This window comes from Maribacter algarum (ex Zhang et al. 2020) (assembly GCF_005885635.1).
Taxonomy (GTDB): domain Bacteria; phylum Bacteroidota; class Bacteroidia; order Flavobacteriales; family Flavobacteriaceae; genus Maribacter_C; species Maribacter_C algarum.
The window spans coordinates 1,102,258-1,128,259 of the sequence record NZ_VATY01000001.1; the positions used below are offsets into that span (position 1 = coordinate 1,102,258).

20 protein-coding genes are annotated in these 26,002 nt (G+C 37.0%); 2 read left to right on the forward strand and 18 right to left on the reverse strand.

Annotated elements, in window-relative coordinates:
- Positions 1-388 precede the first annotated feature (388 nt).
- The 17 genes from FEE95_RS04725 to FEE95_RS22100 form a co-directional block, all read right to left on the reverse strand.
- Entirely contained in the window at positions 389-2,884 is a 2,496-nt protein-coding gene (locus FEE95_RS04725; protein WP_138656672.1) for a ribonucleoside-diphosphate reductase subunit alpha, read from the reverse strand.
- A gap of 147 nt (positions 2,885-3,031) precedes the next feature.
- Positions 3,032-4,012: a ribonucleotide-diphosphate reductase subunit beta gene (locus FEE95_RS04730; RefSeq protein WP_138656673.1), complete on the reverse strand. Its 981-nt coding sequence runs from the start codon at positions 4,010-4,012 to the stop codon at positions 3,032-3,034.
- 288 nt (positions 4,013-4,300) lie between these two features.
- Positions 4,301-5,620, reverse strand: coding sequence for a hypothetical protein (locus FEE95_RS04735; protein ID WP_138656674.1), 1,320 nt, complete (start codon positions 5,618-5,620; stop codon positions 4,301-4,303).
- A 232-nt stretch (positions 5,621-5,852) separates the two neighbouring features.
- The gene (locus FEE95_RS04740; RefSeq protein ID WP_138656675.1) at positions 5,853-8,582 is read right to left on the reverse strand and encodes a hypothetical protein; all 2,730 of its coding nucleotides are present in this window, start codon (positions 8,580-8,582) and stop codon (positions 5,853-5,855) included.
- A 23-nt stretch (positions 8,583-8,605) separates the two neighbouring features.
- On the reverse strand, positions 8,606-9,085 hold the full coding sequence (locus FEE95_RS04745; protein WP_138656676.1) for a T9SS type A sorting domain-containing protein: 480 nt from the start codon (positions 9,083-9,085) through the stop codon (positions 8,606-8,608).
- Between the two features lie 257 nt (positions 9,086-9,342).
- Positions 9,343-9,789, reverse strand: coding sequence for a hypothetical protein (locus FEE95_RS04750; RefSeq protein ID WP_138656677.1), 447 nt, complete (start codon positions 9,787-9,789; stop codon positions 9,343-9,345).
- Positions 9,790-9,886: 97 nt separating this feature from the next.
- Positions 9,887-13,927 (reverse strand): two-component regulator propeller domain-containing protein, encoded by a 4,041-nt coding sequence (locus FEE95_RS04755; protein WP_138656678.1) that lies wholly within the window; start codon positions 13,925-13,927, stop codon positions 9,887-9,889.
- Between the two features lie 175 nt (positions 13,928-14,102).
- Positions 14,103-15,017, reverse strand: coding sequence for a class I SAM-dependent methyltransferase (locus FEE95_RS04760; RefSeq protein ID WP_138656679.1), 915 nt, complete (start codon positions 15,015-15,017; stop codon positions 14,103-14,105).
- 17 nt (positions 15,018-15,034) lie between these two features.
- Positions 15,035-15,259 (reverse strand): hypothetical protein, encoded by a 225-nt coding sequence (locus tag FEE95_RS04765; RefSeq protein WP_138656680.1) that lies wholly within the window; start codon positions 15,257-15,259, stop codon positions 15,035-15,037.
- Positions 15,260-15,687: 428 nt separating this feature from the next.
- On the reverse strand, positions 15,688-16,884 hold the full coding sequence (locus tag FEE95_RS04770) for a hypothetical protein (protein ID WP_138656681.1): 1,197 nt from the start codon (positions 16,882-16,884) through the stop codon (positions 15,688-15,690).
- A gap of 118 nt (positions 16,885-17,002) precedes the next feature.
- Positions 17,003-17,362, reverse strand: a complete 360-nt coding sequence (locus tag FEE95_RS04775; RefSeq protein ID WP_238474498.1) for a DUF4870 domain-containing protein — start codon at positions 17,360-17,362, stop codon at positions 17,003-17,005.
- 14 nt (positions 17,363-17,376) lie between these two features.
- Positions 17,377-17,850: a hypothetical protein gene (locus FEE95_RS04780; RefSeq protein WP_138656682.1), complete on the reverse strand. Its 474-nt coding sequence runs from the start codon at positions 17,848-17,850 to the stop codon at positions 17,377-17,379.
- Between the two features lie 103 nt (positions 17,851-17,953).
- The gene (locus tag FEE95_RS04785) at positions 17,954-18,499 is read right to left on the reverse strand and encodes a hypothetical protein (RefSeq protein WP_138656683.1); all 546 of its coding nucleotides are present in this window, start codon (positions 18,497-18,499) and stop codon (positions 17,954-17,956) included.
- Positions 18,500-18,515: 16 nt separating this feature from the next.
- Positions 18,516-19,136 (reverse strand): hypothetical protein, encoded by a 621-nt coding sequence (locus FEE95_RS04790; RefSeq protein ID WP_138656684.1) that lies wholly within the window; start codon positions 19,134-19,136, stop codon positions 18,516-18,518.
- Positions 19,137-19,140: 4 nt separating this feature from the next.
- Complete coding sequence (locus FEE95_RS04795; RefSeq protein WP_138656685.1) at positions 19,141-19,488, reverse strand: hypothetical protein; 348 nt, start codon at positions 19,486-19,488, stop codon at positions 19,141-19,143.
- Between the two features lie 92 nt (positions 19,489-19,580).
- Positions 19,581-20,864 (reverse strand): OmpA family protein, encoded by a 1,284-nt coding sequence (locus FEE95_RS04800; RefSeq protein WP_138656686.1) that lies wholly within the window; start codon positions 20,862-20,864, stop codon positions 19,581-19,583.
- Between the two features lie 123 nt (positions 20,865-20,987).
- Positions 20,988-21,656, reverse strand: a complete 669-nt coding sequence (locus FEE95_RS22100; RefSeq protein WP_171036983.1) for a collagen-like protein — start codon at positions 21,654-21,656, stop codon at positions 20,988-20,990.
- Positions 21,657-21,771: 115 nt separating this feature from the next.
- Here FEE95_RS22100 and FEE95_RS04810 point away from each other — a divergent pair, with 115 nt between their 5' ends.
- Complete coding sequence (locus FEE95_RS04810) at positions 21,772-22,329, forward strand: RNA polymerase sigma factor (protein ID WP_138656687.1); 558 nt, start codon at positions 21,772-21,774, stop codon at positions 22,327-22,329.
- On the forward strand, positions 22,322-23,050 hold the full coding sequence (locus FEE95_RS04815) for a tetratricopeptide repeat protein (protein ID WP_138656688.1): 729 nt from the start codon (positions 22,322-22,324) through the stop codon (positions 23,048-23,050). The genes FEE95_RS04810 and FEE95_RS04815 overlap by 8 nt, the downstream gene beginning before the upstream one ends.
- Positions 23,051-23,057: 7 nt before the next feature.
- Here the strand turns inward: FEE95_RS04815 and FEE95_RS04820 are convergent, their stop codons facing one another.
- Positions 23,058-25,925: a CHAT domain-containing protein gene (locus FEE95_RS04820; protein ID WP_138656689.1), complete on the reverse strand. Its 2,868-nt coding sequence runs from the start codon at positions 25,923-25,925 to the stop codon at positions 23,058-23,060.
- Between the last annotated feature and the right edge of the window lie 77 nt (positions 25,926-26,002).

Sequence of the window (26,002 nt, forward strand, 5' to 3'; positions counted from 1 at the left end):
AATTTCTTTTTTAAGATTTTTTCATGCCCTAAACCGGTTGTTTAGCCTAGTGTTTGGGTTATTTAACGAATTATTAGGCATATATTTGTAATTTTCGTAATCTTTTTACGTTAAATTACCGTATATACTATATATTCGAATCAAAGGCATGGACAAATACTATATCATATTACTTATTTACGTGGTTGCATACGCTTTTTCAAGAGTGGTGCGTCCTTACGTAGAAAAATAAGAAATTTATAGAATTCATATAAATGCACCTTAAACTTGTACGGTGTATTTTTTTGCTCTTTTTTTAAATTTTAAAAACTAACAATAATCAAAAAGCCCAACAGAAATCTGTTGGGCTTTTTTGGTTATAGAATGTTCTTTTTAGTTTCTAACCAAACTAAGATCCGCACATTAAACAATCATCATCCGCTTGACCTTCTTTTGCTCGCGCAATCATCTCTTTCATTTCTTGAGGAGTCATTGGTTGAATATCTGTTTCAGCTTGCGCCGCTGCTACTGGGGTGGTTTCCACCTGAATTGCACTCGCCGCTTCCGCTGAAGGTGCAGGTGTAGCTGCCAATACTTCCGCTTCAGCAGCAACACTTGTTGGAACTTCCTTTTTCTTGGTATTATCCAACGTAAATTTAATAGCGTCAACAGCTGCTTTGGTACGTAAGTAGTACATACCCGTTTTTAGACCACTCTTCCAAGCGTAGAAATGCATCGAAGTCAGTTTTGAGTAGTTTGCATTTTCCATGAACAAGTTCAATGACTGGCTTTGGTCAATGAAATAACCTCTGTGTCTAGACATGTCGATAATATCTTTCATGCTCAGCTCCCAAACTGTTTTGTAAAGCTCTCTAATATCTGCCGGAATAGTCTCGATATGTTGAATAGATCCATTAGCACGCATCAATTCCTGCTTCATATTCTCATTCCATAAGCCTAGCCCTACTAAGTCTTCTAAAAGGTGCTTATTCACCACAATAAATTCCCCAGAAAGTACACGTCTTGTATAGATGTTAGAGGTATATGGTTCAAAACATTCGTTGTTTCCAAGAATCTGAGAAGTTGAAGCGGTTGGCATTGGCGCAACTAATAATGAGTTACGAACTCCATTTTTCTTCACTTCCTTACGGAGTTTACCCCAATCCCATCGCCCGGATAATTCCTCATCTTTAATGTTCCATAGATTATGTTGGAAATCACCTTTAGAAATTGGCGAACCTTTATATGAAGAATACGGACCTTCTTCTATAGCAGCTTCCATAGAAGCTGTAACTGCAGCGAAGTAAAGTGTTTCAAATATCTCCTGATTCAATTTCTTAGCCTCGTCACTAGTAAACGGTAAACGCAACATGATAAAAGCATCAGCCAAACCTTGTACGCCTAAACCGATAGGTCTGTGACGCATGTTTGAATTCTCTGCTTCTATTACTGGGTAGTAATTTCTATCGATTACCTTATTCAGGTTTTTGGTAACACGTTTAGTCACCTTAAACAATTCTTTATGGTCAAATTCACCGTTCTTAATGAACATTGGTAAAGCAATTGAAGCCAAATTACACACAGCGATTTCATCTGGAGAAGTATACTCCATAATCTCAGTACATAAATTCGAAGAACGGATTGTACCTAAATTTTTCTGATTACTCTTACGGTTAGCTGCATCCTTATATAGCATGTAAGGTGTACCCGTCTCGATTTGAGATTCTAAAATTTTCTCCCAAAGTTCTCGCGCTTTTACAGTTTTACGTCCTTTACCCTCTGCTTCGTATCCTAAATATAACTTCTCGAACTCTTCACTGTGACTTGTAAAAAGCCCAGGACATTCATTAGGGCACATCAAAGTCCAGTCTTCATTAGCCTCTACTCTTTTCATGAATAAATCAGAAATCCACATGGCGTAAAATAAATCACGCGCACGCATTTCTTCTTTACCATGGTTCTTTTTCAAATCTAAGAACTCATAGATATCAGCGTGCCAAGGTTCCATATAAATCGCAAAGCTTCCCTTACGTTTTCCTCCACCTTGATCTACATATCTTGCCGTATCATTGAATACGCGAAGCATTGGAACTATTCCGTTAGAAGTTCCGTTTGTACCTGAAATGTATGAGCCAGTTGCACGAATGTTATGAATAGACAAACCAATACCACCTGCTGATTGTGAAATCTTTGCTGTGCTTTTTAGTGTATCGTAAATACCATCAATACTATCATCTTTCATTGCTAATAAAAAGCAAGAAGACATTTGCGGTTTTGGAGTACCTGAATTGAAAAGTGTCGGTGTTGCATGCGTAAAGTACTTCTTAGACATCAACTCATAGGTTTCTATTGCAGCGTCTAAGTCATCTAAATGAATACCGATAGAAACACGCATCAACATGTGTTGTGGGCGTTCAGCAATTTTCCCGTTTAATTTTAAAAGATAAGATCGTTCCAAGGTTTTAAAACCGAAATAATCGTAGCCAAAATCACGGTTATAAATAATAGTAGAATCAAGTTTCTCTGAATTCTTTTTGATAACCTCAAAAACCTCATCTGAAAGTAAGGGTGCTTTTTTACCGGTTCTTGGGTTTACATACAAGTACAAATCTTCCATTGTTTCAGAGAAAGACTTCTTGGTGTTCTTATGTAGGTTTGAAACAGAAATACGAGCTGCCAACTTTGCATAGTCAGGGTGCGTTGTGGTCATCGTTGCCGCAATTTCTGCTGCTAGATTATCTAATTCAGAAGTGGTAACTCCGTCATATAAACCTTCGATAACGCGCATTGCGACTTTTAAGGGATCTACCAGTCCGTTAAGACCGTAGCATAGTTTTCGAACTCGAGCTGTAATTTTGTCGAACATTATCAGCTCTTTTCTTCCGTCTCTTTTTACTACATACATGTGGCTACTGTTGTTTTTTAATGGTTAATACTGTTGGTCATTAAAGCCTACAAGATTTTAAAATCCAGTAGGCAAAATATAGGTTTCTATTATATTTGTGGGCAAACTTACAAGACGGTTAAACCTCTTGAAGCTTAAGTAACTTATCTAAAAATCTGCATCAAAGCTAATCTTCTGAGCGTCTTCGTCTTTGTTCATTACACCAGCTTTCTGGTATTCAGCCACTCTTTTCTCAAAGAAGTTTGTTTTCCCTTGCAGGGAAATCATGTCCATAAAGTCAAACGGATTTGTTGCATTATACACCTTATCACATTCCAATTCAACCAAAAGTCTATCCGTTACAAACTCTAAATATTGCGTCATTAGTTTTGCATTCATTCCGATAAGGCTCGCAGGAAGAGATTCAGTAATAAACTCTCTTTCTATATTTAAAGCATCTACTATAATTGAAGTAATACGCTCTTTCGGCACTTTGTTTATTAGGTGCTTATTATGCAGGTGTACTGCATAATCACAGTGCATACCTTCATCTCTTGAAATCAATTCATTAGAAAAAGTCAAGCCAGGTAAAAGCCCTCTCTTCTTTAACCAAAAAATAGAACAGAATGCTCCGGAAAAGAAGATACCTTCTACAGCTGCAAAAGCAATTAAACGTTCTGCAAAACTTGGAGATTCAATCCAATTCAATGCCCAGTCAGCCTTCTTCTTGATTGCTGGAAAATTCTCTATCGCTTTAAAAAGAATATTTTTCTCTTTTTCATCTTTAACATAGGTGTCAATCAAAAGAGAATAGGTTTCAGAATGGATATTCTCCATCATAATCTGAAATCCGTAGAAAAATTTCGCTTCAGCGTATTGAACTTCACTAACAAAATTCTCAGCTAAGTTTTCATTTACAATACCATCGGAGGCTGCAAAGAATGCCAAAATATGTTTGATGAAATAGCGCTCATCATCGTTTAATTTATTGTTCCAATCATTTAGGTCTTCACTAAGGTCAATTTCTTCCGCTGTCCAAAAACAGGCCTCACATTTCTTGTACCAATCCCATAAATCATCATGTTTTATAGGGAAAATAACAAATCGGTCTTCGTTTTCTGCCAAGATAGGCTCTATCGCTGTGGACATATTCTTACAAATTTAAAAAGTTAGTGTAGTGAACTGAAAATTACCCTCGTGATGGGCTTACAAAGATGGAAAATAAAGGGGTATAAAAAATGCGTGTTTCAAAGATTCCATTACAAAGTTTTTAACATCGTATGTTGAAATCTAGGTTCGCTACTGATGTACGTTAGCCTTACCGAAGAAATGAATTTTACATAAAATTTACATTGAAGTTGAACAAAAAAAATAAACCAAAAAGTATAGTTAAGAATATACTTTTTGGTTTGCAAAATGATTTAAGACAATTATTTATTATAACTCAAACCTTAAACCCGAACTACACTTTTTCATGGTCCAAACATCTGTTTTTATACTTGTGTCTTCATCATCATACCAAACATAACCTCCAACAACAAAAACCTTATTATTAAAAACCACTGAGGAGGTTAACACCCTTCCTTTGAATGGCACCTCATTTTTGTTGGTCAAGTTCCATCGATTACCATCGGAGCTCCACCAGATATCGCCGTCTATACCCCAACCTGTTATCGCCCAAAGTTTATTGTCATAAACTACGGATGAATGCCACGCGGTCCTTCTAGTGCTAGAAAAATCGAGCCCTTCACGCCGCCAATTGATTCCGTCATTGCTACTCCATCGATATCTAGTTCCAATTCCTCCTATTTGCCATAACCTGCCATTAAAAACAGATAGGGTACTACCTTCCGAATAAGGCAGTCGAAATAATAGCCCATGAGTCGTCCAATTGACCATATCCGTACTTCGCCACGCCTTCCCAACATTGCCAACAGAGGTACCTCTAATACTCCAAATCTTATCCTTAAAAATTACGATTTTATAATCATCAGAAGAATAGGGAGGAGGAAAATTAGCTGAACGCGATACCAACCGCCACCCAGGCGCCCTAGTTTTTTGTTTAAGCTCACCGTATTCCCAAGCCCAATATATTTCGTAACCTCCCCAGTACCAGACAATTTTCCCATCTCCTGAGATACACCAAAGCTTATTTTTAAATGTCAACAGCTTCGCTTGGTCCGTACCTAAATCTTCCGGCAAATTGACCTTACTCCAAGCAGATCCATTAGTGCTTTGCCACCATTCCCTCTTATCAGCACCTGAGGTGTAAATTTTGGAATCGAACACAAATATACCCCCACTAGCTCCTCCACTGCCCTTAGCAACACTAAATGGGGTTCTTTTAGTTAAGGCGGTTTTACTAAAGATCAAGGTGTTGAATTTAGTACACTCCTTATTAATTTTAGACACCATTTGTCCTCCTTTACCATCTTTGGCGACAACTTTCCAGCTGTATTCACCTATGCTATTTACAAGGCCATCCAATTCAAAAGAAGTGCCTGCAATGTTTTTTGCGACAACCTTCGAAATGCCATCTTCGTTTTCGGCAATAACATCATAGGTTAAGGGGTCGCCATCGGGATCAGTAGAGGCCTCCCACGTTAGCAAAGGCTTTTGACCATCTCCTTCATTGATGCCTAGCAATTCAAAAGTTATTGGTGCCTTATTTTCATTTGTTTCAATGGTGTCATCATTCTTGGAACATGACAACAAGACCAGAATCATAGTCGTGCCAATTAATCGATAGATTTTCATACTTTCATTTTTTAAGGTTTCCTTTTTATACAATTGGAAGAAAAGGGTTAACTCGAAAATGAAGTTTTAACACTTTAGAGAGGAAATGCAGGCAAATAATCCTTTCCGCCGTATTTTTATGGGCGTACTATTACCTAAAATTTACATCGAAGTTGAACAAAAAAAATAAACCAAAAAGTATAGTTAAGAATATACTTTTTGGTTTGGAAATAGCTCCCTGAATAGATATGGCCTATGGCTTATAAATAACAAAGGAAAAACTATTATCATTTTGAATGCCGTCTATACCCTTAGTTGCAATTAGTAATGTCTCGGCTGATGAATAAGCGTAGTTTATAAATCCAGGAAAAAGATTTCCTCTACTCAATACTACGGTATACCGCGAATCTATTCTCGCTCCAACAAATCTAATTTGGTAAATACCTTCTCCCGTCCGAGACACTGTAAAGTTATCAGTTCCAGAACCTTTATCGCCACTAGTGGTTACAACGCCATACGCATAGGGTATCATATTTGCCGAACCTGTTCTAGCGCCATGTATCTCGCTCGAGGTTTTAATATCTCCATCAACTTCTAATTTAACGGTTGGATTTGTGGTGCCGATACCGACATCTCCATCAGCATCTACAGTAAGTTTTGGGTTCGCTCCCGTGGTTAGGTGAACCTTTCCCGTGGTATTCAATACACCTGTACCAAAATCCATATCATTATCACCTGTCCAGATGCCTGCGTATCCTTTATACCCCCCAGAATTGTTAAATGCGATATAGTTGTTACCTCCAGAAGAGATTAGATTGATTGACCTTTCCCTTTCAGTAGAAACATTCAAGGGGTAATTTGCTGAACTATTTATTCCAATACCAATGTTTCCAGAACCATAGTTAATTCCCTCCACATCTTCTGTCCATAACGAACTTCCACTACCACTGGCGCCTATAACTAAATTACCATCAGCATCAGCCATTACATTTCGTTGGCCCGTACCCGCAAGTTCAGTAGAACGAATATCACCATCTACATGTAACTTCACTGCTGGGTTTTCTATACCAATTCCTAACCTTCCTGAAAGATAATTTTTATCTTCTCCATCTGTGTAAATCCCATACTTATCACCAGCGCCAGCATGTATTCTTGAAAAGAAGGCATACTTCGTTCCAGTTCCAGCACCGTTCATATCTGCTCTATAGGCATATGAGGTGGCGCCTGCGGCACTTTCTACACTTGACCTCATTCCAAAGGTAAGTTCATCATCATTACTTCTCGCACTCGATGAAATTCCCACTTTATAACCTGGGTTAAAAACAGAGGCCTGTATACCGTTTCTGATACCTGGCAGGGCATTTTGAACGAACAATCTTGCTGTGAGACTTGCTTGATGTCCAATTCCAACAACACCAGATCTCCTTGAAATGCCTTCTTCATCTTCTGACCAAAGTGAACTTCCGCCTCCAGCAGCACCAATGATTAAATTTCCATCGGCATCAGCCATAACATTCCGTTGACCAGAGCCACTTAGGTTACGAATGCGAGCATCCCCGCCAATATCTAAAGTAGCAGTTGGAAATGCACCTATTCCAACATTACCTCCTTCTGAATTTAGCATCAAGTTAGATGGAATTCCGTTGGCCAAGGTTTGAATGGCTTTTCCTCCCATGACCATTTGAAAAGGGCCGCCCGTAATTTCATTATCCGTTATAGTAAAAAGTGCGTTTGTAAAACCTATATCTTCAGATACACCAGGCACACCGGCAATTTCAAAAAGTGTTTTAGGTATCTCTCCACCTGTGTTAATTCCCACTCTATTATTCGAGTATATGTGGGTAGCTTCTTCATTCCAAAGTGAACTTCCTCCTGCACCTCCAGTTTCATCGGTGCCAGCAACCCAGTTGCCGAGAGCGGCATCCCATTTGGCTACTTGACCATCAGATGTTCCTATCAGTCCATCCACAATACCTTCATTACCTACCAAAAGGCCACGACGTCTAGTTACATCTATTTCATTTTCTGGATCCGCATCGGCATCTGTTCCTCCACTGGGTATTGTAACAGTTCCACCATCGGTTAAACTTAGTTCGTTCGTTCCTGGGTCAAAACTGATGGTCTGTATTTCGTTGGTTGGGTCTGCGTCCGCATCAGTGCCTCCACTTGGAATAATAACTGTATTTCCATCCGAAAGGCTCAATTCATTGGTGCCAGCATCGAAAGTAAGAGATTGCAGTTCATTTTCTGGGTCGGCATCTGCATCGGTTCCGCCTGAAGGAATTGTGATTTCTCCCCCATCGGTAAGGCTGATTTTATTTGAAGCCGCATCAAAACTAATCGTCTGTATTTCATTAGTTGGATCTGCGTCCGCATCGGTGCCACCACTTGGAATAGTAACTGTATTTCCATCAGACAGACTCAATTCATTTGTACCAGCGTCGAAACTCAAGGTCTGAAATTCGTTGGATGGGTCTGCATCGGCATCAACACTTCCGCTGGTCACCAATTCATCAATGGCATCTTGAGTCGTCATAGCTGTTAGACCAGATGTTGAATTGTCATATGGCACTTCATCTGCCGAAGGATTGGTGATATTTCCTGCACTAATCGCATAAGGCACGGCCATCATTTCTGTGGTTCCGATTTCGTTTCCGTTCATTGAAACGGTTACAAAGGTTGCAGCGCTTCCCCAGGGAAGCGCATTGTAATCACCTTTTGCTGGACTACCGTTGCCAATTAAAAGACTGAAAACTCCATTCGCGTCTGTCATTACAGCATGACTTTCTTCATAAACAGAAGTTGCACTCGCATTTCCAAACTTCAAGGCGATGTCTATGGTCATCGATTCTGAAGCCAACAATGCATTATCTACATTACGGGCCACGCCTTGGTAATTGATAAAGTTCTTTTGGGTTTCTTGGGCAATCATTATTCCTGAGAATATGATTGCAAATAGTAAGACAATGTAATTTTTTTTCATGATTTCTCGATTTCTTGGTTGTTCTATTTTTTAATTATTTTAAACAGTTTAGCCTCCTCAGTACCTTCAACAAATAGGCGTAGCACATACATACCTTTTGATAAATGACTCAAATCGATTTTATGTTCTATTTGAGAAGCATCCACTTTTTTCTTAAGGGTTCGCTTACCATCTACCGCAAAAAGGGTAATGGCATAAATAGGGTTGTTATTGGTAAAGATGTTCAGTTCATCAACCACAGGGTTTGGAAAGATTTTGACACCCTCCAATTCCTTTTGTGCAGTAATGGGTTCTACCATCAATGACCCGGCCCAGAAGCCCTGGTCAATCGAACTTTCGCTCGCTATAAAACCAACCATAGGTTCGCCAATGGTATACCCGATGACAACTTCCGGCGCGGACATATTGCCTCCGGCACTTGCTATTACCGTCTTATTCGTTGATTGGGCGCAAAGATGTATCGCACTAAAAATTAAAAAGTAAGTAAGTAGTAGTTTCATCATATAGCCTTTTGTTCTTCTTTTATGTCATTGTGAAGAAGAGGTTAACAATTCTTGTGCTTTTTTTCGAGCCATGATAGAATCATGCTGAAGAAATTGCTAACCGGGCTATATTACTAAAGGAAAGAAGTCTTTGTTAATTAGAAATGGCGGTTACCACCAATACTATGGCGATAATTAACATTCCTATTACGAGAATTTCCCCCGCCTCTATTCTAGTGGTTTTCATAGTGTTTCTTTTTAGTTGTTCTAAAGTATTTCTAGGGCTTTTGCGTTTTTATGACCAGCTCCCCTTTTTTGTTGGCAATTACCTTTGCCTTGGTTTCACCCAGATTAAATTCATCGCCAGGGGAGATGTTTTCTGACTGAAAAAATTCTTCAATAGGCGAAAACTGTTTGTCTGTATAGATAACTACTGTTGTATTTTTACCGGGTACTATTGTGTTTTTATTTAGGTGATAACTTCCTTTTAATAAGCCTAAGAAAAATTTATGGTGACCGTAGTTTTTCATTAATTGTTTTTCTTCTGTTTTTTGAAAATTTGCGAGTAAAACAATATGTTCCACTACATCTGACTTGTTATCAACCACCAATATTACCTTGGTTTCTTTTGTAATTCTTTCTTGGCCAAAGCATATTCCAGAGCATAATACGATAGCCGTAACCAACAAAATTTTCAATCGTAGATCAAGTAGCTGCATCATCATTTTGATTTGTTCATCAAAACTATTTTAATGCATAATGAAGTAATAGTATATATGTAACAATAATTACAACTTATGTAACATTGTTGACCTACATAGCCTAATGAGAGGTTTTCAAATATTCGGAGGGTGTTTTTTTGTAGGTTTCTTTAAAACATTTAATAAAATAGGAAGGAGTATTAAAGCCTACTGTATAGGCAACCTCGTTTATAGTGGCATCAGAAGTTTTTAGAATTTGTAGCGCTTGCTTTAAACGTTGCGAACGAATAAAGGCAGATGTAGAAAGCCCTGTAAAAGCCATTAGTTTTCGATGAAGTTGCATTCGGCTCATACCAATAGACTTACAAAAAGATTCGGCGCTGAAATCCGGATCTGATAGTTGCTTATCCAATACGTTTTGAACCCGATTGAAAAAAAGCTGATCGGTAGGGGTAAGAGCGATATCTTTTGCTTTGATTATCATTTCTTGACTATAGCGATTTCTTAGCTTTTTACGAGTTGCAATAAGGTTCTCTACCCTTGTTTGGAGAACAGGAAGATTGAAAGGCTTGGTTATAAAATCATCTGCTCCAGATTTTAGTCCTTTCAGTTCTTGTTCTTCACCTATACCGGCCGTCAATAATATGATGGGGATATGGCTTGTGCGTTCATCTGTTTTTAAAGTATTACAGAGTTCAATACCATCACACACGGGCATACGCACATCTGTAATTATCAGGTCTGGAACCACTTCCAAGGCCTTTTCAATACCTTGCCGCCCATCTTCGGCTTCAAAAACCTGGTATTTCTTATTCCATACGGATTTTATAAACTGCCTTACTTCTTTATGGTCTTCAACTACCAAAAGAATGGGGAGTTCTTCCTGATTTGGGTTTTCTGAATTCTTAGGATTGCTATCTACACTATCCAAATTGTTTGTACCAATGGGTTTATACGGACTTGAAATAACTTCTATCTGATCTATTTCAGTAAATGCTTCTTTTTCAATAGGCAGACGCACTTGAAAAAGGATGCTGTTCTCTTTTTGCATCTGAACCGTAATTTCCCCTTGATACAAATGCACCAGTTCTTTAACCAAAGAAAGCCCAACTCCTGCACCTTCGGAATACTCATCTTCTTGGTAAAAACGGGTAAATAGCTTTTCAACATCAACACTAGTTGAAGGAGATACCGTGTTTTTGATATTTAAGCGTAAATAATGGTCGTTTTTAGTTGCCTCTATTTGGCAATTACCTCCTTCAAGACCATGTTTAAAGGCATTCGAAAGAAGATTGGTTACTATTTTTTCAAGAGCATCTTCATCATACCAAGAATCATTAAAATCAGCAATGTTAACCTTATATGCTATATTTTTGAGTTTTGCCCTGTATTCAAAAGAACTGGTCAACATACCTAAAAACAAACCCAGATTACCTTTTGCGATTTTCAGTTTTAGTTTTCCTTTTTCAAGTTTTGCCAGATACAACAACTGATCTACCAACGATATCAATCTATTCGTATTTCGCTTAATCATAGAGAAGTTGGTGAAATCGTCCTCCGTTAAGGAGCCTTCACTCAATTTCGCATCGACTGGTCCTGAAATTAAGGTGAGCGGTGTTCTGAATTCATGGGAAACATCAGTATATAATTTCGATTTAAAATCATTTAAGCGTTTTAATCTTATAGCTTCCTCTTCCTGTAATTGCAGATTCAAACGCATTCGTAATCGCCATTTCAGATAACTGTAAAAACCATATATTGCTGCCAACAGCAAGAATATGTAAAGGACTTTCGCGAGCGAAGTAAGATACCAAGGGGCGTGTATTTGAAATTTATAATTCACAGGGATATTGTTCCAAACACCATCATAGTTGCTTGATTTTACTTGAAAATCATAATCTCCTGGAGGTAATTGTGAATACCTTGCAAAATTCGTATTACCTGCATGCACCCATTCTTTTTCATAGTCTAGCAAGCGGTATTGATATTGATTTTTTTCTGGAAGTGAGAACTGTAAACTTGAAAAGGTAAAAGTCAGGGTATTTTCATTATGCTCTAAAGCTAGATTTTGAGTTAAAGGGCGCGATTCATTAAAAACCTCTAAATCAGTTATTGTTGTCTTCGGTAAAACATTGTTTTCTTGCAGTTCGTTTGGTTTGAAAAAGTAAAATCCTTCTAAACCCCCAAAATATAGATTGCCCGACTTATCTTTATGGTAGGCACCTGTATTGAATTCGGTGGCAAGTCCATCATAATTGGCATAGTTGATAATTTGTGGTTGAGCTTCAAGTGATGTGCCTGACTCAAATTTGGTGATACCTTTATTGGAACTTAACCATAAGTTTTGTTCCTCATCAGGAAGTATTCCGTAGATGACATTGTTTGCAAGTCCGTCTTCAACGGTAAATGAATAGAATTTGTTCTGATTAATATCAAAAGCGTTCAAACCAGAGCCATTTGTACCAATCCACAGAATTCCGTTAGGGTCTTCGTATATGGATTTAATATTGTTACTAGCCAAAGAATTGTTCTCCTCAATAGAATGCTTATACCAAACAAAGGTCTCCGTGGTTGGATTAAAGGAGGCAATACCTTCCTCTTCTGTACCCAGCCAAAGTGTTCCATTTTTCCCAGCCGAAATGACTCGAATGTTGTTTCCCGGAGGGCCTTTTTCGCTTTCATTCCGTGTTTTGTATTTCTTTAGTTCTCCTTTGTCTTTATCAAATAATATAAGACCTTGTTCTCTTGTTGCCAGCCAAAATTGATTCTTCTCATCTTTAAAAATATCCCAAACTGTTTCGGCTGATAAAGGAATTTCTGAATTAGACGAATAATGCTTGAAACGTTCATTTTGATTTAAAATACTCAAGCCTTTTCCTTGACTTCCTATCCACAAATCATTATGCTGGTCTACAGCGAGGCTCATAATTCTATCTGACTTGATGGCATTCTTATCCAACTCATTCGATTTGAAGGCTTGCCAGCTATTCGTCTCGGGCTCGTAACGTGTGAGTCCCTTGCCAGAAGTTCCTACCCATACCGTTTCATTCTTATCAACCACAAGAGCGCGAACTACATCTATATTAATGTTTTCCGGAGTTTGATAATTGGTGAGCGAATTAAATTTTTCTAGGTACTCATCGTAATAACTGACGCCAGCGCCGTCGGTACCAAACCAGAGCGTACCCGAATAATCTTCATAGATACAGAGTACATCGTCGTAATGAAGTGTAATTGGGTTGTTTTCCTCAACATTGAAATGAGTGATTTTTTTCAGCTTGAAATCTACCATGTAAACTCCTCTGCCATATGTGGCTATCCAAAGGCGATCTTTTTTATCAATGTGGAGGTCGGTTATGTTTAACTCCACTGGGAGAGGGTCGGTAAATTCCATTTGACTAATCCTTTGATAAGCCTCGTTACCTATTTCCTTAAAATAAAGTCCATCACCGAAGGTAGAAATCCATTCTATCCCATTTGAATCAAAAATGATATCGCTGAAATTTGCAACAATGGTATCTCCATAGATAGTTCTGGGGGTTTCTTTAAGGAGCTTGGATGTCTTATGATTGTAAACAATAATTTCAGAATCTTTGGCAAGCACTAAATTCCCAAGCAGGTCTTGCGCCATACGGTATACAGCACCTTCGATATCATCTGCGGTAAGTATTTGCTGGGCTTCACTCTCATTTGGCTTCAATAAAAATAAGCCATTGCTGTATGTACCGAACCAAGTATTGAAGTTAGTATCTTGAAAAATTATGCTTACATCGGTAATTCCAAGAAGGGGGTCAAAATTATTGGTTTCAGGGTTTAATTTTACGGCAATTTTATTCATTGGAATGGCCCAGACATCACCTTTTCTATCCGTATACACCTTACCCAAAAAACTATAATTTGGCCTCGTAATGTCCACGAAGGTAAAGGGAAGGATTTCGAACTTTCGACCATCATATTTATTGAGGCCGTCTTGGGTCGCTATCCAAAGATATCCCGTGCTATCTTGGGTAATGGATACTGTGCTATTTTGTGAAAGACCGTCTTTTACGGATAACTGTCGAAAAGTAATCTGTGATTGCGGATAAAGTAAGTATACCGAACAGATACAGACAAGAATACTTAAGCTTTTTCTTAGATTTACGATTTGCATTACTGATTTCACCTACTCAAGATAAGATAATTCACGTAGATATTTGATTTGGAATACATAACCAAAGAGTTTTCCAGATAACAAAACCCGAGAACATCATCCTGATGTTCTCGGGCAGCTAACACTAACCATAATTGTAAGTGGATATTCGTCTGTGGTACCTTAACTGAAATGGGTGAAATGATTTTTATAAGCAATGTATGTGTAGATATAAAATTACGTTATCTGGCATGCGGCTTACATGTATTTCATGTTCTGCAAAACCCGCTTCTTTAGCTAGTTGTAGCAGTTGTGTTTCAGTACGATGAATGAGGTGCCAGTCCCCTAGAATTTCCATATAGTCTCGACTTGGATTGTGCGCCTCGTTGTAATTACCAACAACTATTTCACCTCCTTTTTTCAGACACCCCTTAAAACGTCTCAATAACTTTACAAAAGCTCTATCATTTAGATAGTCGAATAAGCCCGCAGACCATATGAAGTCATATGATTCTTCAGTTTGGTATCTGAAAATATTCGAGTTTACATATTCAATGCGCTCTAAATGGGCTTTGTTCAATTCTTTTGAAAATGCAATGGCTTCATCATCGATTTCAACACAGGTCGTAAATATGTTTTCTTTTTCAGCATTATAAAGTTCAACCAATTCCCTTCCTGAACCACTGATAATATTCAATACTTTTATGCTAGAGGCCAACTTCGCTTTTGCTTTTGCCAAGTGCTTAAAATACTCTTTTCGATTACGCACTGCGTTAGGGGCCGCACTCTGCTGAACATATTCATCCCAAATTTTATATTTCGAATCTTCAGAAATATGGTTGGTGTAAATCCGATCTAAAAAGAGATAATCTCCAGGATAACCATTGGGTTTTAAAAAGCCTCTTCCATGCAGTGTGTTCTCTAAAAATTCCTTTCCAAAACCCAAGCTGATTTTGGAAATTTCATCTTTAGATATTCTTCCTTTTCTGTACTCATAGGCAGTAATTGAAAGGAGTTCCTCTAATTGGAAAAAATTTGTGTGCGATAGTTCTTCGGTTGCTATGAATTCCCTTAACAACTCAAGCCCTATACTTTTGTAGGCATTATTTTGAAGTGCAATCATAATATCCGATTTATTGTTTATTTCGACTTCACTACAAAGATGTTCAGATAACCAAAATCAAGCGTACAGGCTCTGTTCAGTTCTCTTAACCATTTATTGGCGAAATACCCTAAAATCAATACCGCCTCTACTCCGATTAGTATAAAAGGGTTGATTCCTTTTACGATAGTTGAAAGAGGTTCTGCCACTAATAAGGTGGTGTTTAACAATAGTGCTGCGATAATAATCATTGATGTTTTCATGGTTGTATATTTAATTATGTTATGCAAGTTATTTTTCTCTTAGCTCGATATGCTCATGGTTTTCCCTGAGTTTTTAAATTCAGGGTATTCCCTTAGAAACTCAAATACGTGTTTCATTTATATATGAATGTCATTTTGACCATAAAAGGTTAACATGATTATTTAAAATTCATATCAACGCGCTATTTTCAATAAAGGGCTTATTTCTAAAAAGGGGAAGGGTACTACTCGTGTAAGGAAATTGTGGTCAATTTATGGTATAAAGATAAATGACACTTTCTCTCAACTTTGTGGAATTGTAAGATTGGAGAGGAATCTTGTATACATTGTCAATTATTAGGTTTTTATACAAAAGAAAGACAACGGTGATCCTGAACAATATCAGCTCTAGGCCATTAAAAAGAATGACCTAAAGAAGTTTTATATTTCTATAGTAGTTTTTCTAATTTCATTTTTTTTATGTAACCCCATAAATCTTCGGCTTTAATATTTGCACCTGAAGCCTCTACAAACATTCTATCTCCAACTTTATACCATAGCTGTGTGATATTTTCTCGTTCATTGTATTGTGTTATATAGGGTTTAATATCCTTTTCTTCTTTACCATCATTTTCCATTGCATATGCAAAATCTATCATCTCTGCATCACCAGGGCTTTTTGAAAAATCAACTACATAAAGGTCTATTTCTTTTTTTTGACTTTCGTTAGCATAGATTAAATGAATATTGTTTTTGTTTTTTCGCCCTTTAGGTGGATTGCCATATTCTTTGGTAGTTAGTGATAAATCACCTAGTTTATTTGGTGCCCATGTTTCAAATTGCTCTTTTGATATGGGTGTTAAATTGTATAACTTTTTCAATACTTGTATTTCTTCATCCTCCATGAAATGTTTTATAATCCATTTTACCTTTTTATTTGCTGGTGAAATTCTCTTAAACTCTATTATTCTCACCGTGGTAGTTTGAGAATCATCTTGAACTACATTCTGAACTTCCACAAGATTTTCTTCTATAAAATTCCATCCTTTTTCAAAATTGATGTTCGCACGAACTTCAGCGTAAATAGTACCCGTACTCATAGCTATTTTTGTACACTCTTCTTTAAAGGTTATGGCTCTATCAATATAAAACCAAAAGTAGGTAGCCTCCGAAGGTGAAATAGTTCTTTGATTATTATTTCTAGACACTATTTTTTCGTCGCTTACAGGATATAATGCAGCTATATTTACACCGTATTTTTTTATGAATATAGGGTCATATTTCTTTGAGTAGATATCATCAAAAGGTGTTTCGGCAAAAACATCTCTGTCTTTACAATCACTATCTATTGAAAACCAATTTTGAAATTTGTTAGGTTGTAAAGGAATGCTATCAAAAAGTGTTTTAATATTGAATTCTAGTAAATTGAAATGAATTGTGCCATCAGCATTGATTTTACCTAATGTGATTTCTTCACCATTATCTTGCATTTGAACTAGCTCTAAAGCTTCATGTGTATAGTCTAGCTCACCTTTAAGATGGTTTTCAACTTTAGGTAAGGTATTTGTTGATTGTGATTTCTGCGCTTTGCAAAATTGTAAATGGCATAAGAATAATAAACATAGTATTTGTGCTCTTATTTTCATGATTTTTGATTTTCGGTTGGTAATTCTTTAGCTAATCTATTCTGCACTCCAGAACCTGCGAAAAATGCTTTTCACAAGGTCATCATATTATTTGAAATAGTACATGTTTCAAAAGAAATTAAATTCCCTTAAACCACACCTCATATTTCTTACCTAGAATTGGTGCTGGCTTTTCTTTTTCATTAATAGCATTCATGAGACCCATTATCCACATATACAGCAACACAAATATTCCTAATAAATTGATAATCCAACCTAGAAAGGGAATCACTCCAACTATCCCTAAAGCAAGACCAGTAGCAGCCAAGCCTAAGGACTGGCGAATGTGATATCTAGCAAAGGGCAGCTTCTTATCATTGTTCATTACAAAGGCAATAATCAATCCTATAATTGTGACGTAAGAAATAATTGCCATTTTCTTGTCTTCTTCTTTTATTGCGGGCATAAAAGCCTCTTCTTTTTTTGTTGTCGTTTCCATATTCCTATTTTCAATTAGTTAAAAAAGTATTTTCCAACATGCGTAACCACATATTCTATGGAATCTCTAGTATGTAATGTTGAGGTGCGACTCTCAAAAGTCATTTCATTTCGGTCCGCGCTAAAAAAGGTATACTCATCGGTTTGTGTATTAGATATCGTTGTAAGCCGATTATTACTCAAAGTCCAAACCCAATCTTCGCGCCCTTGTTCAGGAATGTCAATAAAACCAGTGCCATCTGAATTGAAAGTAAAACTGATATCTATAAAATACTGGTTGATATCATTCTCGATTTCTTGCCCTGATAACCCAGAACCGTCATTATCCTCTATTACAGTATTCTCATAACGGGAGAAAGTCCATGGACTTTCTTCCACAAGAATGTTCTCTACATCCTCAGGTTCATCAATAAGTTTTTCCACCACTTTTGAGCAAGAAGTGAGCATAAGAGCGCATACTACCATACTGATAATTGCCTTTGTTTTCATATGTTTCATCTTTAAATTCATTTAAAAATTATTGTTTTGTCAATTCAAGAAGTGTATTGAAATCGAGTGCTACAGTTTCAAAATCATATTTTGGTTACAAGCACTAAAATTTAAGCTTTACCGTTCCACTAATTGGAAATTTTCCTTCCTCTGAAACATCAAGCATTGAACTACCCATTACATCAAAATCGATGCTTAAGGAATTTGAAGTGCGTTTTACCTCTATTTGGCCTGAACGCAAAGCAATCCGTTTTTCTGTATGCCGTTTTACCTTACGATTCTTATCAAAAAAGCTGAGATAAAGTGGCTTATTTGTAGAACTAACCTCAGGATGGGTATACGTAAAACTCCCGTTCTTAAAATGTTGGTCACTAGCCGGAAAACTGAAATCAATAATCGGAGCACCCTCTTGAACAATCGAAATCAATATATCATTACCGATATCGACCTTTGAAAAATCCCAGTTAATGCGTTCATATGTATAGGTTTTACCATTCATGTTCAGCATAATTGTAGCACGGTTATTTGTTGTATTCGTGGTGATTAGTGTTGATGTTTGTGCCGTCTTTTGACTTTCTCCACAGCCAACCAGTAATAGAAATATAACTGATAACACTGCAGTTAAAATAGTTTTAATAGTAATTTTCATAGTAGTTGATTTTACGTTATTCGGCAAATTTGACCAATGCTTCTAAATCTAATTTTCTAGTAAATTCCCAGGTTTCTTCAACATTCATAGAGGTTCCATTTACGGTAATCAAAAAGCGCTCTTGATAGGCAAACATGAGCTGGGTGTTGTTTGCTTTTTTCTTATAGGTTTGTTGCGCTTTTATACCGTCAACCGTTACAGTTTGCAGATGTTTGTATTCGTCTTCAGTTTCCATTTCCATATTTCCGAACATGCCATAACCTGCTGTCATCATACTTCCCGTCGGGCCAGCACCGTCAATTAGCATTACATTGAATATTTGTTTGCTATCTGTTTTCTTGTATGTTCCTTCCACCGAATTTACCTGGTACATTCCCGCTTGGCCTACCTTAAAACCTGTTCTAACCAAATCTCCCAAGTTTTTGGGTAACCATTTTTTCAATTGTTCATTCGTCAAAGGCGTTGCATTTTTAAGTTCTTCTATGCGACCTTCAACCTTTTTTGCTTCTTTTACGAAGGTGGTTGCATTTGAAACACCTTCTTTGGCTTTGTTGAGTTTTTCTTTGGCTTCACCAAAACAAGAAATCAAAGAAAAGAAGAGTAGTACCCCGGTTGAAAATTTTAATATGTTTTTCATGGCATTAGTTAATTAGTTCTGCACAACTACCTTTTTGTAGTTCGGCTTTGGCATCTTCAAGCGCAGTATCAAATGCTTGTCTTTGTTCACCCAAAACACAAGCTTCTACTTCTTCCATTGCTTCTACGTAATTTAGCGCTGCGGCTCTGAAGCTTTCACAAGTAGGTATTGTTGGGTCGTTTTGAAAAATTGAAGCAGCTTTGTTAAGAGCATCCAGCTCTGGTTTTACTTGAACTGTCCATGCTTCATCACAATTACCATCGAGTTCGTCAATTATTTCATCCACATCACAGCTAAGATTAGTAAGTAAAAAGAGAAGAAAGATTCCAATTAAAAAAAAATTTGTTTTCATAATTTCTAGTTTTAAAATGTTTTACAATCATTAGTACCTCTGTCTGAAAAATGTAAACAAGTTCCGGTGTATTTATTCGCTTTAATCTCGCATTAGAAGTTCACAAACTCTACACGGCGATTGTTCGCCTTACCTTCTGGTGTAGAATTATCGGATACTGGCACACTTTCACCCATACCTTTTACCTTCAATCTTGCGGCTTCCACACCTGAATTCGTAAGCGCTTCTTTTACCGCTGCGGCACGTTTTTCTGAAAGTTGAAGATTATGCGATTCCTCACCGTCACTATCGGTATGTCCTTCTATACTGAATTTCAAATCAGTATGTTCTTGCATCATCTTGGCTACTTGATTGATTACCCCCATCGAACTTGGTTTTAAGCTCGCTTTATTTACATCGAACAGAATGCCTCGGGTTACGAATTTGCCATCGGCCATGACACGGTCGTACAATTTTTTACCCCCTTCAGCAATTCGAATATTCTTTATGGCCATCGTCTTACCTTCTGGCTTATGCATATAGCTGCCAATACTAAACATTTGAGGCTTGTATTTATAATTGGGAATGTTCAAGGCGCGGTATTCATCTACAAATACCTTTAGGCTGCGTTTGTTGAAGGAAATGGCAATGTGTTTCCAGCCAGTTGACTTGCCTATGGTTTCATTATGTCCGTCATATTTCTTGGCATTGCCTTGAACCTTAGTATGGGTCGTTGCACCATCTTTAAAAACTTCTATTGGGTAAAAAAAATCTTTACCTTCGCTATGGTGGTTTGCACCGTGCCAAAATCGAATATTATATGACTGCCAACTATAATAGACATCTTCAAAATACGCATCGAACTCAATGGTAAAAACTTCAGGCAAGTAGCTTTCGGTCTCCATCAACGGAGTAATAATGCTTCGGTTTTCGAAATTGATGATATTCTCATTTCCTTTCTTTGCATTTTCGGCACTCCCTTGTGAGAGATCCCATCTTGAAGGAAATTCGCCGTTTTCCTCACCGCTCAAATCATCCTCAAAAATAATTTTATCACCCGGCACAAAATTGTATTTAGACCAGGTTTTGGGCGTTGAATCTGTAGCAGTTTCGTCGGCGTTTTCTCTTTTATTTTTTGAATTCACCGGACTATCATTCTCCTCCAACTCTTTGTTTTTAGTCTTTTTTGAGCTGCGTTTTTTATTCTTCTTTCCGTTGCCTAGAATAGTATCCATAGCCCTTTCAGTTTCTTTGTTGACCTTCTGCTCTGTTTTTCTGGTAACGGCACGTTCGGCAGCTTTTTCAGCGCTTTTCCCTAATTTTTTAAAGAACTGGGCTTGTGTTGCTGTTCCCATAAAAAGGAATGCTATTGCGACTAGAAGTGTTCTTGTTTTCATAATCTTAAGTTTTAAATGGTTTCATAATCATTGGTACCCCGACTTTGAAAATGTAAACACCAAAAACAAAAAACCTGATAACATTGCTGTGATCAGGTTTTTTCAAACTAACTCAAAACAGCTCTAATACTCCAAGGCAAAGTAATCCATAACTTCTTCGTAGGTCATCTTATTAAAGTCTATTGCGGATTTTCCTGATGGTGGTGGTGGAATATTTACATATCGAACCTCTTCAAAATAGTCAAATATTACATCTGAAGCATTCGTTGTTTCACCAACAAATCCCATTTTATTTGGTGTGATATTCGGAAAAGAACCTGACCCTGGAACTACATAATAAGTATATCTTTCAACCCCTACTTCATGAGGGATTGGCGATATATTGCCATTTGTATTTTTTCCATAAACAAGAATAGCACCGTTGATATTTATTTCTGGTACATTAATCACAAAAGCGGAGATGTTAAATGGTGTTACAGAAAACTGAGTAGCAATCCAATCGGAGACAATAACATTTGCATTACCATCTTGGCCATCAGCTCCATCTTGGCCATCTGTACCGTCTTGTCCGTCTGCTCCATCTTGACCGGCAGGACCTTGGTCACCTTGTGGACCTGGTACGCCCAAGGCTTCTCCATCTTGACCGGCAGGACCTTCTGGACCTTGAATTCCTTGTTCTCCTTGAGGACCTTGCGGACCAGTATCACCGGGATCCCCTTTTGAGCAAGAGAAAAGGGCCATACTTACCATTAGAATTATTACATACTTTAATTTGAACTCTACATTTTTCATAATTTCTAGTTTTAAAATTTTACATCCGTTTGTTCCTACTCTCCAAAAAAGTAAACATTACCCTACTTGAAATTTTAACTTATCTTGTGTTTACCTTTTAACCAATACTGTATTAATGACTGACGAGCAACTTATCGCACAGTTGAAAAAGCGGGACCGCAATGCTCTAAAAAGCGTGTATCTTAATTACAAGACCGAGTTTTTTAAGTTTATGTCTCGCTATAATGCGAAAAACGATGTCTTGGAAGACATTTTTCAAGATGCACTTATTGTGTTGTATGAAAATGCGCAGTCAGGCAAACTCGATGCGCTCAAAAGCACGGTGAAAACCTATCTGTTCGGTATTGGAAAGTTTATGCTCTTTAAGCATTTTAGAGATAGCAAAAGAGAGGTGCCTACTGAAGAAACCTATCTTTTTGACCAATATGAACAAGCGGTTATTGAAGATGTATATGAAGATGAGGGACCAAACGACTATCAAAAACAAATGGCAGCCAGCTTTAAAAAATTGGGTGATAAGTGCCGCGAGATATTAGAACTGTTTTATTTACAGGGAATGAAATTAGGTGAAATTACCGTAAGACAGGGATATGATAATAAAGATGTAGCGAAAAGTCAAAAAAGTCGTTGCCTCAAATCTTTAAAGCAACTAATAGGAAAGAAAGATGGATAAAGAGGAATTGATAAACGGCTATTTTGAAGGTTCTCTCAGCCAAAATCAATTGGAAGAGGTGGAACGTTTGCTCATAACTGATTCAGAATTTGCTTCTGAATTCGGGTTCCAAAAAGAATTGCAAGTTTCGCTTAAAAAAGAAGAGCGTCAAGAGATAAAAGCGATGTTCTCAGATATCGCAGATAAGGATTCAGCAAGCGAAACTAAGGTATTTCAATTGCGCCCATGGCTTGCTGCGGCTTCTATTGCTTTGCTTGTTGGACTGGGTTCTTGGTTTTTACTTTTTAACAATCCTGACCTTAATACGAATGAATTGTATGCTGCGAATTTTAAGCCTTACGATAATGTGATACACCCCATAGAGCGGGGCAATCAACTCGAAGATTTAAAAACCAGGGCATTTACAGCCTATGAAAATGAAGAGTACCCTGAAGCCCTAATTCTTTTTCAAGAACTGCAATCAAAACAAAATGATGCCTATATCGATTTTTATAGCGCCATGGTTTTGATGCAACTGAATAAGCAAGAAGAAGCTATTCCTTTATTAGAGGGTTATATCGAGCAAGAAGGTGAGTTGAAAGATCGTGCTTCTTGGTATTTGGCTCTTGCCTATTTAAAAAAGGAAGATCTTGATAGTTGTAAAAAGGAACTTAAAACTTTAGTGGAGAAAAATGAATTTAAAGCTAGGGCCGCAGAAAACCTACTCGAACAGCTCAATTGAAACTGGTTTATTTCTGAAGTCCAGTTTTTCTGAAGTCTTTCCCTTTCTTTGAAAAAATGATCAAAATAAGTAAGGAAAACATTCCAACACCAACTACCCACCATAGGGTATTACTATTTGATATTGGGCTCACATCTCCAGAAACCACGAAGGCCGCCCAATAGTACGGGTGCTTTAAAAATTCGTCTTCGGTTGTCTCCAGATATTTCAATTTTGCTTTTCGCAATGCTTCTGATTTCGAATGTCCTTTGCTCAAACCCTCGTAGAAATACTCCATCAACTTAACAGTGCTTTTATCATTGATTTTCCAAAGGGTATTTACTAGAGATTTTGCCCCAGCGTAATAAAAGCCTTTCGAAAGACTCATCATTCCTTGCCCTTTCTGCAGTTTGCCGATACCGGTTTGACAAGCACTTAGAGTTACCATATCTGCATTTAAAGACATATTGTACAGGTCTTTGATATATAAAATATTACTCCGGGTACTATCTTTATTCGCACTAAATGCCAAATACGAATAATCAGGATACTCATCGTTCGCGGTAGCATGAGTGGCCAAATGGATTATGTTCTGATTAGGCGCAAAACTCATGAAATTTTCCAAAATTGCAGTGGAATCTGAATATACCTCGGTTTCATAGTAAGATCCAATCCTTTGAATCTCATCATCATTATACAATAACTTTCCAAAATCTCTTTCGGTAGTTTTCTGCTCTAAACCTTTAAAGCTTGGTGCAAATGCCAAAACGTTTTTCTGCCCTACATTTTGCTTTTGTTTCAACTCAATAAGAGAGGCTATGGAATTTGAATAACTAATGTTTACCGTTTCTAAAAGATAGGCCTCGTCCTTAATCAGCATATCGAAAGGCAAGTAATGCAATTCTCCATCTGGAATAACTATTAGGTTTTTAGAATTAAGTCCGGTTAATGGAGTTTTTAAAAGTTTTTTAAATAGCTTTTTGCCCAATTCGGGAATCGATTTTTCATTTGTTCTTACTGAAGGGCTTGAAAGTTGTGTGTAGAAAACTCGTATCATTTGTCTATCTGAATCTGAAAACGGGATTTTTAGAAACTTTTCCATTTCATCGTTTACTACGACAGTATAAAGATGATTATCCGTCAAGGTATAGGAAACCAAAGTGCCTCTATCTTTTAAAAGCCAGCGGCGAATTGTCCCTAAATCAATAGAAGTGCTTTGGTACTTCAAACTATGATACTTCGGATAATGAAGTTTTACAGAGTCTAAAAAACTATAATATTCCTGTTTTACCACAAAAAGGCTTTCTGAAAAATCATCGTTTAAATCACCTGCATCGAATATTTCCTTTTCAAAATAGGTGATTTCCGCACGCAGTTGGGCTTCTTTGTTCAATACAGCCTCTGGAATATTTGCATATTTACTTGCTTGAGTACTACGAAGTGCTTCAAGTAGCAAAAAATCTTTGTTTTTTTCGCTAATATCAATAGCAAGCTGAAGTAATTCTTTTGATTTGTTAACTTGATAGTTCTCATAGGTGAAAGTAAACATCCTATGGAAAATTGGATATACATTCTCGGCCAAAAACTGCTTGTCAAGTTTACTGTCGAACTCTTTTTTTAAAACATTAAAAGTGCTTAATATATCCTTATTGGTATTTGTTGCAGCAGTAAGATAGGATTCATCTTTTTGTTTTTCATAGGTTGCATAAAGAAGTTGGCTTTTTATATCTAGCAAATAAAGTAGTTGTCTTTTTGAAAATACCTCACCGGGCTCGGGATTTGCTTCCACCGAATTTAGTCTTGTGGAAACTCTTGAACTTCCTAAGGCCTCTTTTATCGCCTTCAGACCCTTCTTGTAATCTCCTTGTTTCAAATAAAATTCGGCGATTCTTCCTTGAACTTTTGCAACTTCTTGGTGAGGTTTTTGATTCCTGTATTTCAGATAAAATCTTAGGGCATCATTATAGTATTCCAGTGCTTGAATATTCTTGTCTTGTTTTAAAAGAATATCTCCATATAGTAAAAGTGACTGCTTATAAAAAGGATCATTTTCTATTAAAAACTCTTGGCTTTCATCAAGATAGTATATTGCCTTTTGAAGACTATCTTGTTTTATATAATTGTCCACTAGCCTCTGATATACAACAACCAGGCTATTTTTGTATTCTTTATCACTCGAATAAAGATTCTTGTAAGAGTACAATAACTCTTGCAATATCTCATCTGCCTTTTCATGCTTTCCAATATTTATGTACAATTGTGCAAGCAACCTATTGGTAGATCGATCAAAACCTTCTTTTTTTGCTAGTTCATTTTTCTCTATTATGGTAAGCGCTTTATTAAAGTAATTCTCCGCTATATCAAATTTTCCAATATCCATATATATGGAAGCTAGCAGATTTGTGGAGTAAATCAGAAAAGAAAGATCGTTGTAAGTAAGAGTCTCGGGATTCTTTTTACTATATATATCATGTAGTTTTTGAAATCTAGATTTGGCTTTTACATAATTCTTTAATTCTTCATAGTAGCTACCTTCCTCATATATAAATCGATTTTCATAAAATCGTATTTCTTCGGTTGTCATATCACTAGAATAATTAAGCAACATCGCTTCCATTTTATCGAGATTAGATTTGTATGTTTTCAAATCATAATGAATGCCACTTGCAAAAATCGATTCTAATATTACATCTAGGGCTTGTGAATAATTTTTTAATTCAAGATTATACTCCCTTGCTAAATCCAAATAGAAATATGAGCTGTCCTTTTGGTCATATCTAAATTCAAGACCTTTTTCAAAATAAGTATTCGCTAAGTTTTGTTTATCAGATATTTTCTGAGCGAAAACTATCTGGCAAAAAAACAGTAACAATAAATAAAAACAACTTCTTCTCATAAGACACTAAATCACCAGACTGAAGCGGGCATAAAAGGTAAAGTCCCTAAATTAGGGACTTTAAAAAGAAATTTTAT

What these genes read in the sequence shown, in the direction of transcription:
- FEE95_RS04725 (WP_138656672.1), bottom strand. Translation starts at nt 2,884, where the DNA reads ATGTATGTAGTAAAAAGAGACGGAAGAAAAGAGCTGATAATGTTCGAC.
- FEE95_RS04730 (WP_138656673.1), bottom strand. Translation starts at nt 4,012, where the DNA reads ATGTCCACAGCGATAGAGCCTATCTTGGCAGAAAACGAAGACCGATTT.
- FEE95_RS04735 (WP_138656674.1), bottom strand. Translation starts at nt 5,620, where the DNA reads ATGAAAATCTATCGATTAATTGGCACGACTATGATTCTGGTCTTGTTG.
- FEE95_RS04740 (WP_138656675.1), bottom strand. Translation starts at nt 8,582, where the DNA reads ATGAAAAAAAATTACATTGTCTTACTATTTGCAATCATATTCTCAGGA.
- FEE95_RS04745 (WP_138656676.1), bottom strand. Translation starts at nt 9,085, where the DNA reads ATGATGAAACTACTACTTACTTACTTTTTAATTTTTAGTGCGATACAT.
- FEE95_RS04750 (WP_138656677.1), bottom strand. Translation starts at nt 9,789, where the DNA reads ATGATGATGCAGCTACTTGATCTACGATTGAAAATTTTGTTGGTTACG.
- FEE95_RS04760 (WP_138656679.1), bottom strand. Translation starts at nt 15,017, where the DNA reads ATGATTGCACTTCAAAATAATGCCTACAAAAGTATAGGGCTTGAGTTG.
- FEE95_RS04765 (WP_138656680.1), bottom strand. Translation starts at nt 15,259, where the DNA reads ATGAAAACATCAATGATTATTATCGCAGCACTATTGTTAAACACCACC.
- FEE95_RS04770 (WP_138656681.1), bottom strand. Translation starts at nt 16,884, where the DNA reads ATGAAAATAAGAGCACAAATACTATGTTTATTATTCTTATGCCATTTA.
- FEE95_RS04775 (WP_238474498.1), bottom strand. Translation starts at nt 17,362, where the DNA reads ATGGAAACGACAACAAAAAAAGAAGAGGCTTTTATGCCCGCAATAAAA.
- FEE95_RS04780 (WP_138656682.1), bottom strand. Translation starts at nt 17,850, where the DNA reads ATGAAAACAAAGGCAATTATCAGTATGGTAGTATGCGCTCTTATGCTC.
- FEE95_RS04785 (WP_138656683.1), bottom strand. Translation starts at nt 18,499, where the DNA reads ATGAAAATTACTATTAAAACTATTTTAACTGCAGTGTTATCAGTTATA.
- FEE95_RS04790 (WP_138656684.1), bottom strand. Translation starts at nt 19,136, where the DNA reads ATGAAAAACATATTAAAATTTTCAACCGGGGTACTACTCTTCTTTTCT.
- FEE95_RS04795 (WP_138656685.1), bottom strand. Translation starts at nt 19,488, where the DNA reads ATGAAAACAAATTTTTTTTTAATTGGAATCTTTCTTCTCTTTTTACTT.
- FEE95_RS04800 (WP_138656686.1), bottom strand. Translation starts at nt 20,864, where the DNA reads ATGAAAACAAGAACACTTCTAGTCGCAATAGCATTCCTTTTTATGGGA.
- FEE95_RS22100 (WP_171036983.1), bottom strand. Translation starts at nt 21,656, where the DNA reads ATGAAAAATGTAGAGTTCAAATTAAAGTATGTAATAATTCTAATGGTA.
- FEE95_RS04810 (WP_138656687.1), top strand. Translation starts at nt 21,772, where the DNA reads ATGACTGACGAGCAACTTATCGCACAGTTGAAAAAGCGGGACCGCAAT.
- FEE95_RS04815 (WP_138656688.1), top strand. Translation starts at nt 22,322, where the DNA reads ATGGATAAAGAGGAATTGATAAACGGCTATTTTGAAGGTTCTCTCAGC.
- FEE95_RS04820 (WP_138656689.1), bottom strand. Translation starts at nt 25,925, where the DNA reads ATGAGAAGAAGTTGTTTTTATTTATTGTTACTGTTTTTTTGCCAGATA.